16 protein-coding genes are annotated in these 16,828 nt (G+C 71.1%); 9 read left to right on the top strand and 7 right to left on the bottom strand.

Going from position 1 to position 16,828, the window contains the following annotated elements; all coding sequences use genetic code 11:
• Positions 1-408, top strand: a complete 408-nt coding sequence (locus DEJ50_RS23500; protein ID WP_150205503.1) for a transglycosylase SLT domain-containing protein — start codon at positions 1-3, stop codon at positions 406-408.
• A gap of 84 nt (positions 409-492) precedes the next feature.
• On the opposite strand, the gene DEJ50_RS23495 is transcribed toward DEJ50_RS23500, so the two are convergent.
• Both DEJ50_RS23495 and DEJ50_RS23490 read right to left on the bottom strand, forming a co-directional pair.
• The gene (locus tag DEJ50_RS23495) at positions 493-1,857 is read right to left on the bottom strand and encodes a PQQ-binding-like beta-propeller repeat protein (protein ID WP_150210070.1); all 1,365 of its coding nucleotides are present in this window, start codon (positions 1,855-1,857) and stop codon (positions 493-495) included.
• Positions 1,858-2,044: 187 nt separating this feature from the next.
• On the bottom strand, positions 2,045-3,214 hold the full coding sequence (locus DEJ50_RS23490) for a steroid 3-ketoacyl-CoA thiolase (protein WP_150210068.1): 1,170 nt from the start codon (positions 3,212-3,214) through the stop codon (positions 2,045-2,047).
• Positions 3,215-3,494: 280 nt separating this feature from the next.
• Between DEJ50_RS23490 and DEJ50_RS23485 the strand changes: the two genes are divergently transcribed.
• Positions 3,495-4,739, top strand: coding sequence for a cytochrome P450 (locus DEJ50_RS23485; RefSeq protein WP_150210067.1), 1,245 nt, complete (start codon positions 3,495-3,497; stop codon positions 4,737-4,739).
• A 279-nt stretch (positions 4,740-5,018) separates the two neighbouring features.
• Here DEJ50_RS23485 and DEJ50_RS23480 read toward each other — a convergent pair whose 3' ends face one another.
• Positions 5,019-6,980, bottom strand: coding sequence for a bifunctional glycosyltransferase 87/phosphatase PAP2 family protein (locus DEJ50_RS23480; RefSeq protein ID WP_223838162.1), 1,962 nt, complete (start codon positions 6,978-6,980; stop codon positions 5,019-5,021).
• 185 nt (positions 6,981-7,165) lie between these two features.
• Here DEJ50_RS23480 and DEJ50_RS23475 point away from each other — a divergent pair, with 185 nt between their 5' ends.
• On the top strand, positions 7,166-7,501 hold the full coding sequence (locus DEJ50_RS23475; RefSeq protein ID WP_150210065.1) for an antibiotic biosynthesis monooxygenase family protein: 336 nt from the start codon (positions 7,166-7,168) through the stop codon (positions 7,499-7,501).
• A gap of 69 nt (positions 7,502-7,570) precedes the next feature.
• Here the strand turns inward: DEJ50_RS23475 and DEJ50_RS23470 are convergent, their stop codons facing one another.
• A complete protein-coding gene (locus DEJ50_RS23470; protein ID WP_150210063.1) occupies positions 7,571-7,966 on the bottom strand; it encodes a nuclear transport factor 2 family protein in 396 nt (131 codons plus the stop codon).
• Positions 7,967-8,082: 116 nt separating this feature from the next.
• Here DEJ50_RS23470 and DEJ50_RS23465 point away from each other — a divergent pair, with 116 nt between their 5' ends.
• Positions 8,083-8,577, top strand: coding sequence for a GNAT family N-acetyltransferase (locus DEJ50_RS23465; protein WP_223837883.1), 495 nt, complete (start codon positions 8,083-8,085; stop codon positions 8,575-8,577).
• A gap of 59 nt (positions 8,578-8,636) precedes the next feature.
• Here the strand turns inward: DEJ50_RS23465 and DEJ50_RS23460 are convergent, their stop codons facing one another.
• Complete coding sequence (locus tag DEJ50_RS23460) at positions 8,637-10,703, bottom strand: MDR family MFS transporter (RefSeq protein WP_150210061.1); 2,067 nt, start codon at positions 10,701-10,703, stop codon at positions 8,637-8,639.
• A gap of 215 nt (positions 10,704-10,918) precedes the next feature.
• Between DEJ50_RS23460 and DEJ50_RS23455 the strand changes: the two genes are divergently transcribed.
• Positions 10,919-11,611: an HAD-IA family hydrolase gene (locus DEJ50_RS23455; protein WP_150210059.1), complete on the top strand. Its 693-nt coding sequence runs from the start codon at positions 10,919-10,921 to the stop codon at positions 11,609-11,611.
• A 27-nt stretch (positions 11,612-11,638) separates the two neighbouring features.
• Here the strand turns inward: DEJ50_RS23455 and DEJ50_RS23450 are convergent, their stop codons facing one another.
• Complete coding sequence (locus DEJ50_RS23450; RefSeq protein WP_150210057.1) at positions 11,639-12,220, bottom strand: TMEM165/GDT1 family protein; 582 nt, start codon at positions 12,218-12,220, stop codon at positions 11,639-11,641.
• Between the two features lie 487 nt (positions 12,221-12,707).
• Here DEJ50_RS23450 and DEJ50_RS23445 point away from each other — a divergent pair, with 487 nt between their 5' ends.
• The 4 genes from DEJ50_RS23445 (at position 12,708) to DEJ50_RS23430 (ending at position 16,604) form a co-directional block, all read left to right on the top strand.
• On the top strand, positions 12,708-13,349 hold the full coding sequence (locus DEJ50_RS23445; protein ID WP_150212312.1) for an HNH endonuclease family protein: 642 nt from the start codon (positions 12,708-12,710) through the stop codon (positions 13,347-13,349).
• 112 nt (positions 13,350-13,461) lie between these two features.
• Entirely contained in the window at positions 13,462-15,117 is a 1,656-nt protein-coding gene (locus DEJ50_RS23440) for an alkaline phosphatase D family protein (RefSeq protein WP_150210055.1), read from the top strand.
• A gap of 185 nt (positions 15,118-15,302) precedes the next feature.
• Entirely contained in the window at positions 15,303-15,932 is a 630-nt protein-coding gene (locus DEJ50_RS23435; RefSeq protein WP_150210053.1) for a DedA family protein, read from the top strand.
• Positions 15,933-16,115: 183 nt separating this feature from the next.
• Positions 16,116-16,604: a hypothetical protein gene (locus DEJ50_RS23430; protein ID WP_150210051.1), complete on the top strand. Its 489-nt coding sequence runs from the start codon at positions 16,116-16,118 to the stop codon at positions 16,602-16,604.
• Here the strand turns inward: DEJ50_RS23430 and DEJ50_RS23425 are convergent.
• Positions 16,601-16,828, bottom strand: coding sequence for a DUF2277 domain-containing protein (locus DEJ50_RS23425; protein WP_150210050.1), 228 nt, complete (start codon positions 16,826-16,828; stop codon positions 16,601-16,603). The genes DEJ50_RS23430 and DEJ50_RS23425 overlap by 4 nt on opposite strands.

Raw genomic sequence — 16,828 nt, 5'->3', positions numbered from 1 at the left:
GTGTCCATTTCTGTCATCCGCCGCATCGCCACCTCCAAGAAGACCCTTGCTGGCACCGTCGTCGGTCTCGCCGCCGCCGGTTCCATGCTGGCCGCCACGGTTCCGGCTCAGGCCGCGCCGACGAGCGCCAAGGCGATCGCCCAGCAGATGATCAAGGACCCGGCCCAGTTCGCCGCCTTCGACAAGATCGTCAAGCACGAGAGTGGCTGGGACTTCACCGCCACCAACGCCTCCTCCGGCGCCTACGGCCTGATGCAGGCCCTGCCCGCCTCGAAGATGTCCTCCGCGGGCGCCGACTGGAAGACCAACCCCGCCACCCAGATCAAGTGGGGCCTGGACTACATGAACGAGCGCTACGGCTCCCCCGTCGAGGCCTGGAACTTCTGGCAGGCCAACCACTGGTACTAAGCCACCAGCGGCAACACAGCAGACACACGAAAACGCCCGGCCGGAACCCTCCGGCCGGGCGCTTTTGCATGTCCGGCGCACCCGTCAGACGGGCTGGGTGGCGAAGATGAAGAGGCCCTCGGGGCCGCGGACGGCGGCGTACCCGTTCGTCGTGAACTGCGGCATCTCCTCGATCCCGGAGGCCAGCAGCTTCTTGTCACGGGCGTCGAGCGCGGCTGCGCTGCCGTCCAGGTACGCGTAGAAGACGCCGTTGCCCGGGAGGGCGCGCGGCATGATGTTCACCTCGTCCGCGGCCTGGCGCCACAGTTCCTTGCCGGTCTCCGTGTTCCAGGCGACCGCGCCCTTGCCGTACTGCACCACGGCGGTCTTGCCGTCCGGGGAGACGGCGAGGCCGTCGTCATCGATGGTGCCGTTGGTGTCGATGCCCGGCCCCTCGGCGAGCCGGCGGCCACTCTTGACGTCGATCAGCGTCATGACCGCTTGGGAATCGCCGTACGAGGACCATTCGAGGAGGGCCTTGTCGCCCTGGTACGGCATCAGCCGCGCACTGGTCGCCTTGGTCGGGGTGACCAGCTTGGCGATGGCGGCCGGCGGCGCGAGGTCCTTGGTGTTCCACACCTTCTTGCCCGTGCGGATGTCCGTGGCGGTCAGCCACTCGGCGGACGGCTGGAAGGAGATGTCCCCCTGCGAGGAGTAGCCGAGACCTGAGCCGACCGCCCCCCGGAGATCGAGGTGCGAGGCCTTGGTCGTCAGGGTCTCCCCGTCACCGATCGGGATGAACTTGGCGCCGCCGGAGGCACCGGCGTCCACGAGGTAGCCGTGCCGGACCGGGGTGGACATGTGGTCGTCCCCGTCGAAGGACGAGCTCCCCAGCTTCTCGCCGGACGGCGCGTACATGGTCAGCACGGTCTGGGACGAGGCCTTCTTCAGGCCGTCCGCCGGGGTGACGACGTGGTTGCGGATCAGCAGGGCCGGCGAACCGTCCCGCCACTCGCCCACCTGCGCGGTGGCCGCCGTCGGGGAGGACGTGGACCCGCTGGTGTCCTCGGGAACGGCGAACTCGAAGCTCTTGCGCAGCTTGCCGCTCTTGGCGTCGAGGAGCCGGGCGGTGAAGGTCTTCGTGCCCGGCTGCCCGTTGCGGTAGCCGGTGACGATGACGGCGTCCCCGACCGTGCAGATGTCAGGCTGCGACGTCTCCTTCTCGGACGCCTTGCTCGCGCAGTTCCCCGCCTCCTCGGCCGTCAGGCTCCAGGCCGGCTGCGCGGCCAGCCCGGGCACCGGCTTGCCCTGGTAGGCCGGGCCCTTCGGCGTCGCGGGCGCGGACTCCGTGACCTTCCCCGTCTCCCCGCCGCCGGCCTTGGCACCGGGCTCCGCCTCTCCGGAGCACCCGGTCACCAGACCCGCGGACAGCACCAGACCGAGCGCCACCTTCGTACGTATGCGATGCAACTTCCTTGCCCATCTTCTCTCTTGAGTGATCACGCCCGACGGACCACCCTACTTCGATCATGGCGGGCGGCAGACACACGAAGGCCCCGGCGGCCGGCCTCCCCAGGTCCGGCCACCAGGGCCTTCCGCATCCCATCCCACAGGGTCGATGGCGCCCGCCCGGTCCGGAGGACCCACGGGCGAAGAGCTACAGACGCTGAATGATCGTGCCGGTCGCGAGCGCGCCGCCGGCGCACATCGTGATCAGCGCGAATTCCTTGTCGCGGCGCTCCAGTTCGTGCAGCGCGGTGGTGATCAGGCGGGCGCCGGTCGCGCCGACCGGATGACCGAGGGCGATGGCCCCGCCGTTGACGTTGACCTTCTCCAGATCCTGGTCGAAGACCTTGGCCCAGCTGAGCACCACGGAGGCGAAGGCCTCGTTGATCTCGACCAGGTCGATGTCCTTGAGGGACATGCCGGCCTTGCCGAGCACCGCCCGGGTCGCGTCGATCGGCCCGTCGAGGTGGTAGTGCGGATCGGCGCCGACCAGGGTCTGGGCGACGATCCGGGCCCGCGGCCTCAGTTTGAGCGCGCGGGCCATCTTCCGTGAGGCCCACATCACGGCGGCGGCGCCGTCGGAGATCTGGGAGGAGTTCCCGGCGGTGTGCACGGCCGTCGGCATCACCGGCTTGAGCCGGGCCAGGGCCTCCATACTGGTGTCGCGCAGGCCCTCGTCCCGGTCGACCAGCCGCCACATGCCCTGTCCGGCGGCCTGCTCCTCCTCCGTGGTCGGCACCTGCACGGCGAAGGTCTCCCGCTTGAACCGCTCCTCGGCCCAGGCGACGCCGGCCCGCTCCTGGGAGAGCACCCCGAGCCGGTCCACGTCCTCGCGGGTCAGCCCGCGGTTGCGGGCGATCCGCTCGGCGGCCTCGAACTGGTTGGGGAGATCGACGTTCCACTCGTCCGGGAACGGCTTGCCCGGACCGTGCTTGGACCCGGAACCGAGCGGCACCCGGCTCATGGCCTCGACCCCGCAGGCGATGCCGATGTCCATGACTCCGCCGGAGATCATGTTGGCGACCATGTGGTTGGCCTGCTGGCTGGACCCGCACTGGCAGTCCACGGTGGTGGCGGCGGTCTCGTACGGGAGCCCCATCGCGAGCCAGGCATTGCGGGCCGGGTTCATGGACTGCTCGCCGGCGTGGGTGACCGTACCGCCGACGATCTGCTCGACGCAGTCGGGCCGGATGCCGGTACGGGCGAGCAGTTCGCGGTAGGTCTCGCCCAGCAGGTAGGCGGGATGGAGGTTGGCGAGCGCGCCGCCGCGCTTGCCGATGGGGGTCCGTACGGCTTCGACGATGACGGGTTCCGCGGCCATGAGCTCGTCCTCTCCTGCACCTCTGTACAGCGCCACAGCGGGCGGGCCGTCCCGGCGCCCCGCCCTGAACCGAACTAGTACGCGTTCTAGTTCTCTCCGCAGTCTTAATGGCCCGGAGGCCCCGCACGCAAGGGTCTTGCACGCGACTTGCACGGATTCCACACGCACCGTTGCAGAGACGTCACCGCACAACAGGTGGCGCAAAGACCCTTGTCAGTTCTAGAACTCGTTACTACCTTCAGGACAGTTTCTGATGGGCCGTCAGACTTGGAGTTGCCCGATGACCTGCCCCGCGCTGCCCGACGGCTTCGACGCCACGGACCCCGATCTCCTCCAGGCCCGCGTCCCCCTCCCGGAATTCGCCCGGCTGCGGCAGACCGCCCCCGTCTGGTGGTGCCCCCAGCAGCGCGGCATCACCGGCTTCGACGACGAGGGCTACTGGGTCGTCACCCGGCACGCGGACGTCAAATACGTCTCCACCCACCCGGAGCTCTTCTCCTCCACCGCCAATACCGCGATCATCCGTTTTAACGAGCACATCCAGCGCGAACAGATCGATGCCCAGCGCCTGATCATGCTGAACATGGATCCGCCGGAACACACCCGGGTCCGCCAGATCGTCCAGCGCGGCTTCACCCCGCGGGCCATCCGCGGACTGGAGGAGGCGCTGCGCAACCGGGCCGGGCAGATCGTCGCGGAGGCGAAGACGGCGGCCGGCGACGGCAGCTTCGACTTCGTGACCCAGATCGCCTGCGAGCTGCCGCTCCAGGCCATCGCCGAGCTGATCGGCGTACCGCAGAAGGACCGCGCGAAGATCTTCGACTGGTCGAACAAGATGATCGCGTACGACGACCCGGAGTACGCCATCACCGAGGAGGTCGGCGCCGAGGCGGCGATGGAGCTCATCGGCTACGCCATGAACATGTCCGCCGACCGCAAGGAGTGCCCGGCGAAGGACATCGTCACCCAGCTGGTCGCCGCCGAGGGCCAGGGCAATCTGAGCTCGGACGAGTTCGGGTTCTTCGTGCTGCTGCTGGCGGTGGCCGGAAACGAGACCACCCGCAACGCGATCAGCCACGGCATGCACGCCTTCCTGACCCATCCCGACCAGTGGGAGCTCTACAAGGCGACCCGGCCGGCCACGGCCGCCGAGGAGATCGTGCGCTGGGCCACCCCGGTGGTCTCCTTCCAGCGGACCGCCACCCAGGACACCGAGCTGGGCGGCCAGAAGATCAAGGCGGGCGACCGGGTGGGGATGTTCTACTCCTCCGCCAACCACGACCCGGAGGTCTTCACCGACCCCGAGGTCTTCGACATCACCCGCGACCCGAATCCCCACCTGGGCTTCGGCGGCGGCGGCCCGCACTTCTGCCTCGGCAAGTCCCTGGCCATCCTGGAGATCGACCTGATCTTCAACGCGCTGGCGGACGCCCTGCCGGACCTGCGGCTGACCGGGGACGCGCCGCGGCGGCTGCGGGCGGCCTGGCTGAACGGAATCAAGGAACTCCAGGTCACCCACGGCTGACCTGGCAGTCCGGGACGGCAGGGGTCCTTCCTCCCACGCCCACGCCCCTGCCGTCCATCGGGTGGCCGGACAGCCGACGGCACCGCCCCGGCCCCCGGGGCCGTTCGACTGGCGCGCCCGGCACGCCGGGCGGATCATGACAGGACGCGGCGATCCACCGAAGGGGTGCCGGGGCGGTCCATCCACCCCGGCACCCCTTCGGCATGGGCACCCCTTCTGCACTGACTCGACATGGCCTCCGGCCACCGGCCACCGGCCACCGGCCACCGGCCACCGGCCTCAGGTTCTGGCGGGGGCTCTGACCTCCTGCGCGGCCGACCGCTGGGCCGGCATCCGCAACTGGAGCCGACGCGGCCCGGACAGTACGTACACCAGGCCGAATCCGGCCCCGACCACCACCGCGCCGCCCACCGCGTCGAGCACCCAGTGGTTGGCGGTGGCGACGATCGCGCACACCGTGATCAGCGGGTGCAGCACCCCGATCAGCTTCTGCCAGGCCTTCGGCGCGAGTATCACGATCACGACCCCGCACCACAGCGACCAGCCGAAGTGCAGCGAGGGCATCGCCGCGTACTGGTTGGAGATCGCGGTCATCGGCCCGTACTGCGGATTGGCCAGATCCTGCGGCCCGTGCACGGTGTCGATGAAGCCGAGACCGGGCATGAGGCGCGGCGGCGCGAGCGGGAACAGCCAGAAGCCGAACAGCGCGATCACCGTGGCCAGGCCCAGCGAGGCGCGGGCCCAGCGGTAGTCGGCGGGCCGCCGCCAGTACAGGACGGCGAGGATGCTCAGCGGAACCAGGAAGTGGAAGGAGGTGTAGTAGAAATTGAAGAAGCCCTCCAGCCAGCCGGTCCGCGCCACGACCCGGTTCACGGCGTACTCGATGTCGATGCCGAGCGTTTGCTCGAGGGAGAGGATCGAGCTCGCGTTCCCCTCGGCGAGCGTCCGGCTGTTCGGCGCGGCGGCCCGGATGTGCGAGTAGAGGGAGTACCCGACCCGGATCAGCAGCAGTTCCAGCAGCAGGTTGGGGCGGCTGAGCACCCGCCGCCAGAACGGCAGCAGCGGGATCCGCGCCCAGCGGGCGGCGGCCGGCTGACCGTACGAGGTGGGCACCGGCTCCCGCCAGTACGGCGAACTGCGCGGCAGGAACGGCACGACACAGGCCGCCAGCAGGGCGATCAGCAGCAGTACGTTGTCGCGTACGGGGGCCAGCGCGGCCAGGTTCGGCAGCAGCACCTGGCTGGGCAGGGTGATCACCAGCACCACCGCCACCGGCCACACCGGCCGGTCCGCAGCCCTCCGGCCCACCTTCCCGGCCACCGCCAGCAGCACCCACAGCAGCTGATGCCGCCAGCCGGTGGGGGACACGGCCACGGCCAGACAGCCGGTGACGGCGACGGCGAGCAGCAGCTGGCCGTCCCGGGCGTACCGGACGGCCCGGCGCAGGCCGATGTACCCGGCGGCGCCCGCCAGGACCAGGTACAGGCCGATCTCGACCGGTCCGGAGAACCCCAGGCGCAGCAGCGCCCCGTGCAGGGACTGGTTGGCGAGCCCCTCGGGACTGCCGCCCAGCCCTGTGCCCGCCAGGTGGTCCACCCAGTACGTCCAGGAATCGCGGGGCAGCGCGGCAAAGGCGAGGAGGGTGGCGCCGGTGAAGGTGACGGCGCCGGCCCGGGCGGTGGTGCGGCGGCCGGTCACCCACAGCAGCGGGGCGAAGAGCAGCAGCGCGGGCTGGAGGGCGGCGGCAAGACCGATCAGGAAGCCGGCGGGGCGTTCGCCCGGGACCCGGAAGACGGCGAACAGCACCAGCAGCACGGGCAGCACGGCGGTCTGGCCGGGGAACGCGGCCTCCCGGACGGGCAGCGAGACCATCATCAGGGCGACCAGCACGGGCGCGGCCAGCAGGGCGGTGCGCCGGGGCACGGGATCGGGCAGTCCGCGCGCCGCCACCAGCCCCACGGCGGCGACCAGCAGCAGGGTGGCGAGGGTCCAGGCCACCTCCAAGGACTGGTCGGCCAGCCCTGCCAGCGGCTTCAGCACCATCCCGGCGAAGGGAGTTCCGGTGAACTGGCCGCCGTCGTAGAGGGAGCCGGTGAGGGTGGGGAGATAGAGGCCGGAGAGCCACTCCCCCGGTGGCACCCGCAGCACGGAAGCCGCCTGTCGCACGGCCAGCACGGCGGCGAGCCCCCACAGCAGAACCCGCGCGGCGCCCAGCCGTCCGCGCGCGCCACCAGGGCCTATGACCCCGGCATGACCGTTCGCACCCCTGTGTTCCGCCGCATTAGCCACGCCCCGCCGGCCTCCCGCCCTGTCGCCCGCAACCCCGACTTCGCCTGGCTGCCGCGTCCATGTACCCGGGACGACGATATCCCGGGCCGGTACCGGACCCGGCCTGTCCTGTGGACAGCCTTCCCTAGGATGGCCGCATGAGCATCGTGAAGATCAACGCACTGACGGTCCCTGCGGAGCAGCGGGAGGTCCTGGAACAGCGGTTCGCGGCGCGCGCGGGCTCGGTCGAGAACTCGGACGGGTTCGAGTGGTTCGAGCTGCTCAAGCCGTTGGAGGGAACGGACCAGTACCTGGTGTACACGCGGTGGCGGGACGAGGCCGCGTTCCAGGCGTGGATGGAGGGCCCGATGAAGGCCGCCCACCAGGGCGGCGGCGCGGGCGCGGGCGGCGGCGAGCGGCCGGCACCGGCGGCCTCGGGGTCCACGCTGTGGTCCTTCGAGGTCGTACAGCAGGCGGCACCGAAGCAGGGCTGAACGGAGCAGGGCTGAACGGAGCAGGGGCGCGGCGAGTCCGCGCCCCTCTTCGTACCGGGGGCGGGGCGCTCAGCTCCAGAAGGCGTCGGCTTCCGCGATGTCCTCCACACACTCGTCGATGTCGGTGATCTTTCCGCCGACGAGGGTGAAGAACAGCCCTTCGTGCATCTCCAGGCCGCGGTCACCGCGGTCGGCCCGGAACATGTGGAAGGACATGACGTGCCCGCGGCCGTCGGCGAGCAGTCGCTCCAGGTCGACGCGCATCGTGCCGGCGGTCTCCTCGCCCAGGCGCCGGTAGAGCCCCAGGACGGCCTCCCGGCCCTTGTGGTGCCCGGACATCGGGTTGCTGCCGGGCACGTGGTGGATGACGTCAGCCGTCATCAGCGAGCCCAGGGTCGCCATGTCGCCCTTACCGAAGGCTTCGTAGCCGCGGCGGATGACGGCACAGTCCGGATGCTCCGACATGACGGATCACACCCTCCGTAGAAGAGAACTGTAGGAATGGCCCTTTTTCCTATCATCGGCCTGGCGATGTGGATATTCCATGCGGCGCGGAGTGCAGGGCCTCCAGAATCGACGCCATGAACACGCACATGAGCAGTTGGTCCGCAGCCCCGGAGGACTTCACCACCCCGGACGCCACTGCGCTGCGGCGCGCCTATTACGCCGAGGTGGCGGGCCGTTACTGGAAGCGTTCCGTCACCGAGGCCGAGATCGATCAGGGAATGCTGGACGACCCCGCCGACGACCTGGTCCCGCCGACCGGCCGGTTCGTCGTGGGGCGGCTCGGCGGCGAGCCGGCGGCCTGCGGCGGCATACGCCTGCTCGATCCGGCCACGGCGGAGCTCACCCGGGTGTACGTCGCGCCGGGCGCCCGCGGCACCGGCGGCGGGGCGGCCGTGCTCGCGGCCCTGGAGGAGGCGGCCCGTGCGCTGGGCGCGGTGCGCGTGCGGCTGGACACCCGGTCCGATCTGGTGGAGGCCCGAAGCCTGTACGCAAAACACGGGTACGCGGAAATACCGGCGTACAACTCGGGCCCGTATGCGGAGCACTGGTTCGAGAAGCAGCTCGTCTGACTCGTCTGACTCGTCTGACGAGCCTGTCTGACGAGCTCGGCGGACCGCCGCCCGGCGGCTCAGGGCGCGGCGTGGTCGCGGCGGGGCGGGTGGTCGTAGGGCTCTTCCGAGTCCGAGCCGCACAGCTCCCTGTTGATCTCCTCGACCAGCTTGACCAGGTCGGTCGGCCGGTCCGGGCCCCACCAGTCGCCCAACAGCTCCGCGAGGGACTCCTGGCGTGCCTGGGCCAGCCGTCCGGCCACCTCACGGCCCTGGTCGGTGAGGACCAGCGGCAGCCCGTCGCGGACGGCGAGCCGGCGTTCCTCGATCTGCCGGGCCGCATCGGTGATGGCCCGTAGCGGTACCGCGGTGCGCTCGGCGAGCAGCGCGGGCTCGGCCGAGCCGTACCGGGCGATCCGCAGCAGCAGCCAGCTGGCCGCGGGCAGCAGGTCGTAGCCCGCCTTCGCGGTGATCTTCTCGTAGATGTGCTTCCGGCCCTGCAGGGTGCCGAGCACCGAGAGGGCGCGGGCGACCTCGTCGCGGGAGCTGCGCTCGACCGGGTTGGAGGCGAGGGTCTCGGTCACATCGGGTGCGGTCACCGAGGCACGCAGCTTGTCCTCCTTGAGGAACCAGGCCACCACGAAGGCGATGAGCACGATCGGTACGGCGTAGAGGAAGACATCGGTGATGGAGGTGGCGTAGGCGTCCAGGACGGTGGCTTGCAGTTCTGCGGGGAGTTGGCCGATGGCTCTGGGGTCGGCTTCGAGCCGGGCGGCACTCGCGCCGGCCGGCAGCGTGACTCCGGCGAGGGAGGCGGCGAGCCGGTCGTCGAGGAGGTTGGTGAAGACGGTGCCGAAGATGGCGACGCCGAAGGAGGCGCCGATCGAGCGGAAGAAGGTGGCACCGGAGGTGGCGACGCCGAGGTCGGCGTAGCTGACGGCGTTCTGGACGACGAGCACCAGGACCTGCATGACCAGGCCGAGGCCGGTGCCGAAGACGAAGAAGTAGATGCTCATCTCCCAGGTGGAGCTGGTGCGGTGGAGCTGGTGCAGCAGGAGCAGGCCGAGGGCGGTGACGGCGGTGCCGAGGAGGGGGAAGACCTTCCAGTGGCCGGTGCGGCTGACGATCTGCCCGGAGGCGGTGGAGGCGATCAGCATGCCGAGGACCATCGGCAGCATGTGGACGCCGGACAGGGTCGGTGAGACGCCCTGGACGACCTGGAGGAAGGTCGGCAGGTAGACCATCGCGCCGAACATCGCGAAGCCGACGATAAAGCTGATCACGGAGCAGAGCGTGAAGGTCCGGATCCGGAACAGTTTGAGGGGCAGTACGGGTTCGGCGGCGCGCCGTTCCACCCGGATGAAGGCGACGAGCAGCACGGCGCCGAGGACGGCGAGGCCGATGATCCGGGCCGAGCCCCAGCCCCAGCTGCCGCCGAGGGAGGCGACGAGCACCAGGCAGGTGGCGACGGCGGCGATGAGGAAGGTGCCGAGGTAGTCGATGGTGTGCTTCTCGGAGCGCACCGGAATGTGGAGGGCGGCGGCGATGGTGACGAGGGCGACGATGCCGATGGGGATGTTGATGTAGAAGACCCAGCGCCAGGACAGCTGGTCCACGAACAGTCCGCCGAGCAGGGGCCCCAGCACGCTGGTCGCGCCGAACACGGCGCCGAACAGGCCCTGGTACTTGCCGCGCTCCCGGGGCGAGACGATGTCGCCGACGATGGCCATCGACAGCACGATCAGTCCGCCGCCGCCCAGGCCCTGCAAGGCGCGGAAGCCGATGAGCTCGGGCATGTTCCGGGCGAGACCGCAGAGGGCGGAGCCGATCAGGAAGATGACGATGGCGGCCTGGAACAGCTTCTTGCGGCCGTACTGGTCGCCCAGCTTGCCCCAGAGCGGGGTGGCGGCGGTGGAGGCCAGCAGATAGGCGGTGACCACCCAGGACAGGTGGTCCATGCCGCCGAGGTCGCTGACGATGGTGGGCAGAGCCGTGGAGACGATGGTCTGGTCCAGTGCGGCGATCAGCAGGCCGAGCATCAGCGCGCCGATCGAGGCGAGGATCCCGCGCGAGGTGTGGTCGGCGCCGGAACCGGACTGCGGGCGGGGGCCGGGGTCCACGGCCGGCGGGGTCGCTTCCTGAGCCATGGACGTCCTCCTCAGGGCTGGTCCACCCCTCCATCCTGAGCGGTATGCCCGGTTATGGCCCGTTGAGCGGCGGGGCGGGACGTCCGGGGGCTGCCGCAGTGGCGCAGTACGCCCTCTGTTTTGTATAGTGAAGAAACAAAGTGGTTCCGTCCGCACTCCCTGACCGGTGGACGGAACCACTTGTTCTCTTTCCCCGCCCCTCTGGAGCCCCGCCGATGCCGGCCAGTACCGCCTCCGCCTCTGCCCCCGTCGTCCTCACCGCCAAGGCGCTGCTGCTGGACATGGACGGCACGATCGTCAATTCGGACACGGTGGTGGAGCGCTGCTGGCGGGACTGGGCCGAGTCGCACGGACTCGACCCACAAGAGGCCCTCAAGGTGGTCCACGGCCGCCAGGGGTACGCGACCATGGCGATCCTGCTGCCCGACCGGCCCATGGAGCTCAACCACGCCGACAACGCCGTGATGCTGGCGCGGGAGACCGCGGACACCGCCGGGGTGGTCCCGGTGGAGGGTGCACCGGAGTTCATGGCGGCGCTCGGCGAGCTGCCGCACGCACTCGTGACCTCGGCCGACGAGGCGCTGGCCACCGCCCGGATGACGGCTTCCGCGCTGCCGATGCCGGAGGTGCGGGTGACGGCCGAGCGCGTGGCCGCGAGCAAGCCGCACCCGGAGGGATTCCTGCGGGGCGCCGCCGAGCTGGGCGTGGACCCGGCCGACTGCATCGTCTTCGAGGACTCGGCCGCCGGGATCGCGGCCGGTCAGGCGGCGGGCATGCGGGTGGTCGGCGTGGGCCCGCGGGCCGGCGAGCACGGCCCGACGGTGCACGTGGCGGACCTGAGGGCGGTCCGGGTGGAGCCGGCCGAGGACGGTTCGATCCGCCTGACGGTGCACGCGCCCGCCGCCTGACCGGCGGCCCCACCCGCCGACGGCCGGTCAGCCGGCCATGGCCTCGTAGAGGGAGAAGGCGGCGAGGGCGGCCATGACGGCCGCGGCGATCTTGGTGATCAGACTCAGCGGCACGTACTTCATCAGGGTGCGGCCCCCCAGGATGCCGATGGCGGCGACCGCCCAGAGGGCGAGGACCGCACCGAGGCCGACCGAGACGGGGTCGTCGTAGCGGGCAGCCAGATTGGCGGTCATGATCTGGGTGAGATCGCCGAACTCGGCGACCAGGATGAGCATGAAGCCCGCCCCCGACACCTTCCAGAAGGACTGGTCGGCAGGCGCCTTGATCGTCTCGTCCCCGTCGCTCTTCTTCATGAGCAGCATGACGGCGCCCGCGAGGAAGAGCAGGCCCACGACGGCCTGGACCAGGCGGTGCGGCAGCAGGGTGAGGACGCTTCCGGCGGCGATCGCGAGGGCGACGTGCACGGCGAAGGCGGCGGCGACTCCGGCGAAGACATAGGAGGCGCGGTAGCGGGTGCCGAGCATCAGGCCGGCCAGGGCCGTCTTGTCGGGGAGCTCGGCGAGGAAGACGACGCCGAAGGCGATCGCCAGGATGCTGAAGCTGATCACGGGCAGGAAACCTCAATCGGTCGGCAGGGCGCTGCCGCACCGAGGGACCTGAGCTGTTTCAGGGGTCGCTTCGGCCCGACAGCTCCCTGTGCGTACGACGTGCTGCGTACTGCGTACAAGGACACTGCGGCCGAAGGTCTCGCTGGCCTGCCGCCGACGCGGCCTGCCTCCGGGCGCCGGCTGGGATGACCCAGCAGTATGTCGACGGTCCGGCGAAGAGCTACTCCCCTTCTGCTCCGTACAGGGTACGCGAGACCGGGGCGCGCCCGGAATGGCCCCTTGATCCCGGCCTTGGCGCCGATCCGGGCCGGAATATCAACTTCCGCTTGAGTAGAGGCCGTTGCGCGACTTGATGTGACGTGCCCATGTCGTCACGCTGTCATCTGGCGCCCATCCCCGTGACACCTGGCGCCGCCACCATGGCCGGGCCCCGACGGGGTCGCACGGCCGCCCAACCCCCCGCATCCAGGGAGTCCCCATGTCGCCCATGCCCTCGTTCTACGCGCGTCGTATTGGCGTGCTCGCGTCAGTCGCCGCCCTTGCCGTCACCGCTCTGATCACCGCCCCGGCCGCCCAGGCCGCCCCTCCCACCCCGATCAGCGCCGCCGCGGCCCGCGCCTACCTGGCCACGGTCACCCCCAAGGCGGAAGGTTCCTCCAGCGGCTACAGCCGTGACCTGTTCCCGCACTGGAGCACCGTCTCCGGCTCCTGCAACACCCGCGAGACCGTCCTCAAGCGCGACGGCGTGGGCGTGGTCACCGACTCCTCCTGTGCCGCCGTCAGCGGCAGCTGGTACTCCGAGTACGACGGTGCCACCTGGTACGCCGCCAGCGACCTCGACATCGACCACGTGGTGGCCCTCTCCGAGGCCTGGCGGTCCGGCGCGAACTCCTGGACCACCAGCAAGCGCCAGCAGTTCGCCAACGACCTCAGCCGTCCGCAGCTCATCGCCGTCACCGACAACGTCAACCAGGCCAAGGGCGACCTCGACCCGGCCGAATGGCTGCCGTCCCGGACCGCCTACCGCTGCACCTACGCGCGCAGCTGGGTCCACGTGAAGCAGTACTGGGGCCTGAGCATGGACAGCGCCGAGAAGAGCGCCCTGCAGGGCGTCCTGAACGGCTGCTGAGAATCTCCCCCACGCGGGGGAGGATCTCTCCCCTGCCCGGGGGAGCCGCGCTCCCCCTCTGCCGCGTACCGTGAATCATGGGTTCAAGGGGCGAGGGAAGAGGGGGAGTTGCATGGCCGGATTGCGCTTGGGACCGCTGCTGAGGCACGTCGACTGGGACACCGGTGCCGCGGCGACGGTGTGGGTCGAGACCGACCGCCCGTGCACCGCACAAGTGCGCTGCGCGGACGGGGCGGGCGGGAGCGTGCGCACCTTCCAGATCGCCGGCCATCACTACGCCCTGGTCCCGGTGACCGGCCTCACCCCCGGCGGCACCACGGCATATGAGGTGCTGCTCGACGGCGTCCGGGTCTGGCCGCTGCCCGACAGCCGGTTCCCGGCGAGCACCATCACCACCCCGGCCGTGGAGGGGCCGGGCCGCCCCGCGCCCGGGCTGCGGATCAGCTTCGGCTCCTGCCGGCAGGCCGCACCGCCGGCCGGCTCCCGCGGGCCGCACGGACCGGATGCGCTGGACACCCTCGCGGCGCAGCTGGCCGCCGCCCCGCAGGCCGACCGGCCCGATCTGCTGCTGCTCCTCGGCGACCAGGTGTATGCGGACCAGCTGTCCCGGGAGACCCGGCGGTGGCTGGCGGCCCGGCGGGACCTGCGGGAACCGCCCGGCGCCCAGGTCGCGGACTATGAGGAGTACACCCGCCTCTATGACGAGTCCTGGCTGGACCCGGAGATCCGGTGGCTGCTGTCGACGGTGCCCAGCCTGCAGATCTTCGACGACCACGATGTGGTGGACGACTGGAACACCAGCGCCGCCTGGCTGGCGGAGATGCGGGCCACCCCGTGGTGGCAGGAGCGGGTGGTCAGCGGGCTGATGTCGTACTGGGTGTACCAGCACCTGGGCAATCTCTCCCCGGCCGAACTGGCGGCGGACCCGCTCTACGCCGCGGTCCGGAACACCCCGGACGGGACGGATGTGCTGCGGGCGTTCGCGGCCGAGGCGGATGCCGATCCGGCCTCGGTGCGGTGGAGCTACCGGCGGGACTTCGGGCGGGTCCGGCTGCTGATGGTGGACACCAGGGCGGCCCGGGTCCTGACCGAGGACCGAAGAGCCATGCTCGACCCGGCGGAGCAGCAGTGGGTGCGCGAGAACGCGCTCGCGGGCCACGGCGGATACGACCACCTGCTGGTGGGGTCCTCGCTGCCCTGGCTGATGCCTCCGCTGATCCATGACGCGGAGGGCTGGAATGCGGCCCTGTGCCGCGGGGAGCGCGGGGAGCGCTGGGCGCGCATCGGGGAGAACCTGCGGCGGCGCAGCGATCTGGAGCACTGGGCGGCGTTCCCGGCATCGTTCGCGGCGCTGAGCGATCTGGTCGAGGAGGTGGGGACGGGCCCGCGGGCTCCGGCGACCGTGTGCGTGCTGTCGGGCGATGTGCACCACGCCTATGTGGCGGAACCACTGATACCCAGCACCGCCCGGGTCTTCCAGTTGACATGTTCTCCGGTGCACAACTCGATTCACCTTGCCGTGAAGCTGGGGTTCCGGTTGGGCTGGTCGCGGACCGGGCGGTGGCTGGGCAGGCTGCTGGCGAAACACGGCCGGACCGGCCGGCCCCCGGTGGCATGGCGGCGTACGGGCGGCCCGTGGTTCGGAAATCAGCTGATGACACTGGCTCTGTCCGGCCGGACGGCCCGGCTCCGGCTGGATCAGGCACGGCTGTCGGGCAAGGGCGCGCGCCTGGTCCAGGTGCTCGACCGGGAGCTCACCGGGAGCTGACGAGAGCCGGTGAGCGGCGGCCGGAGGGGGCGGCCGTCCGGTCCGTGGACACGCAGGCGGCCCCCGCCCGGATTCGCCGTGTCCTCGCGGCGTACGCTGTATGGCTGTCAGCCGCCCCTGCCGCTCCCCCGCGACGTCGCGGCCTTCACTGCCGAGGCACGCCAACCGGACTGGGGAGTCCTGTTTTGTTTGAGACTGTGGGGTCGTTGACCACGAGCCCGTGGATCTACGGGCTGGTGGCCCTGTCCGTGGTGCTTGATGTGTTCCTGCCGGTACTGCCGAGCGGGGTCCTGGTGATCGCGGCTGCCGCCGCAGCCGCCGCGGCCGGGGCCGCCGGTTCGACCGATCCGGTTCCGGAGCAGGTGCCCGACATCATGGCGCTGCTGGTCATCGCGACCACCGCCTCGGTGCTGGGCGATCTGGCGGCGTACCGGCTCGCCTGGCGCGGCGGCGCCCGGCTGGACCGGGCCATCGCCCGGTCGCGCCGGCTGACCCGGGCGCAGGAGCGGCTGGGCACGGCGCTGGCGCGGGGCGGGGGTGCGCTGGTGGTGATCGCCCGGTTCGCCCCGGCGGGACGTTCGGTGGTGTCCCTGGGCGCGGGCAAGATGCACCGCAAGGTGAAGGAGTTCCTGCCCTGGTCCGTCCTGGCGGGCATGGCCTGGGCGGGGTACAGCGTGGCCCTGGGCTACTTCGGCACCCAGTGGCTGGGCGCGACCTGGCTCGGTACGGCGGTGTCCCTGGTCGCCCTGTTCGCAGCGGGGGCCCTGGCGGCCTACCTGGTGCGCCGCCCCGCCCCGGCACCTGCCGCGCCCTGAGCCCGCTGAGCCCCCTGCGGCCTCCCCCGGGCGGAGCAGCACCCTCACCCGTTCACCCGGCCCCGATCGCCGCGCCGGGAGAGGGCTCCTAGCGTCCTGAACACGGTGCGCAATCCGTGGCACGCCCGTGCCGCATCCGTGCCCTGGCCGCGCCGTGCACTCAGGAGCCAGAGGAGTCCCGCCATGCCCTCCACGCACCGCCGCCGCCAACTGGTGGCCCTCGCGGCCACGACCCTGATCATCGCCGTCGGCCCCGTCACCGCGTACGCCATCCCCTCCGCCTCCCTGACGCCGAACACGGTGGCTCCCGGGGGCCGGGTCGGCCTGAACCTCGCGGGCTGCGGCACCAAGACCGGCAAGGCCTCGTCGAGCGCCTTCGGCGACGTATCGCTGACCCCGGGCAATCTGGAGGCCACCAACCTGTTCGGCACGGCCGCGGTCTACCGCGACGCGCGGGCCGGGGCGCACCAGGTCATCTTCGAGTGCGGCGGCACGGGCGGCCAGCGGGTCACCCTGTCACTCCAGGTCACCCCGGGTGCCGCCCGCGGTGGCACGGGCGGCAGCATCGGCCGGATGAGCCCCGGCGAAATCGCGATCGGCGGCTCCCTCGCCGCCGGCGCCCTGGGCGCAGCCGTCTGGCTGCTCCGCCGCCGCCCGGCCTCCACCCCCTAGGAAGGAACGGCAGCCCGCCCCCTGACCTGCAACCCGTCCAGCAGCACCCGGGTCGCATCGGCCACCGCGTCGACCGCGGCGTCGAACACCTCCCGGTTGTGCGGCGCGGGGTGGTGGAACCCGGACACCTTCCGTACGTACTGCAGGGCGGCGGCCCGGATCTCCTCCTCGGTGGCCTTCTCGGGGAGGGCGGGCGGGCGCAGGGTCTTGATGCTCCGGCACAT

Origin of the sequence: Streptomyces venezuelae, from assembly GCF_008642295.1 — a bacterium.
Classification (GTDB): Bacteria; Actinomycetota; Actinomycetes; order Streptomycetales; family Streptomycetaceae; genus Streptomyces; species Streptomyces venezuelae_C.
This window is presented reverse-complemented; position numbering and strand designations above follow the sequence as displayed.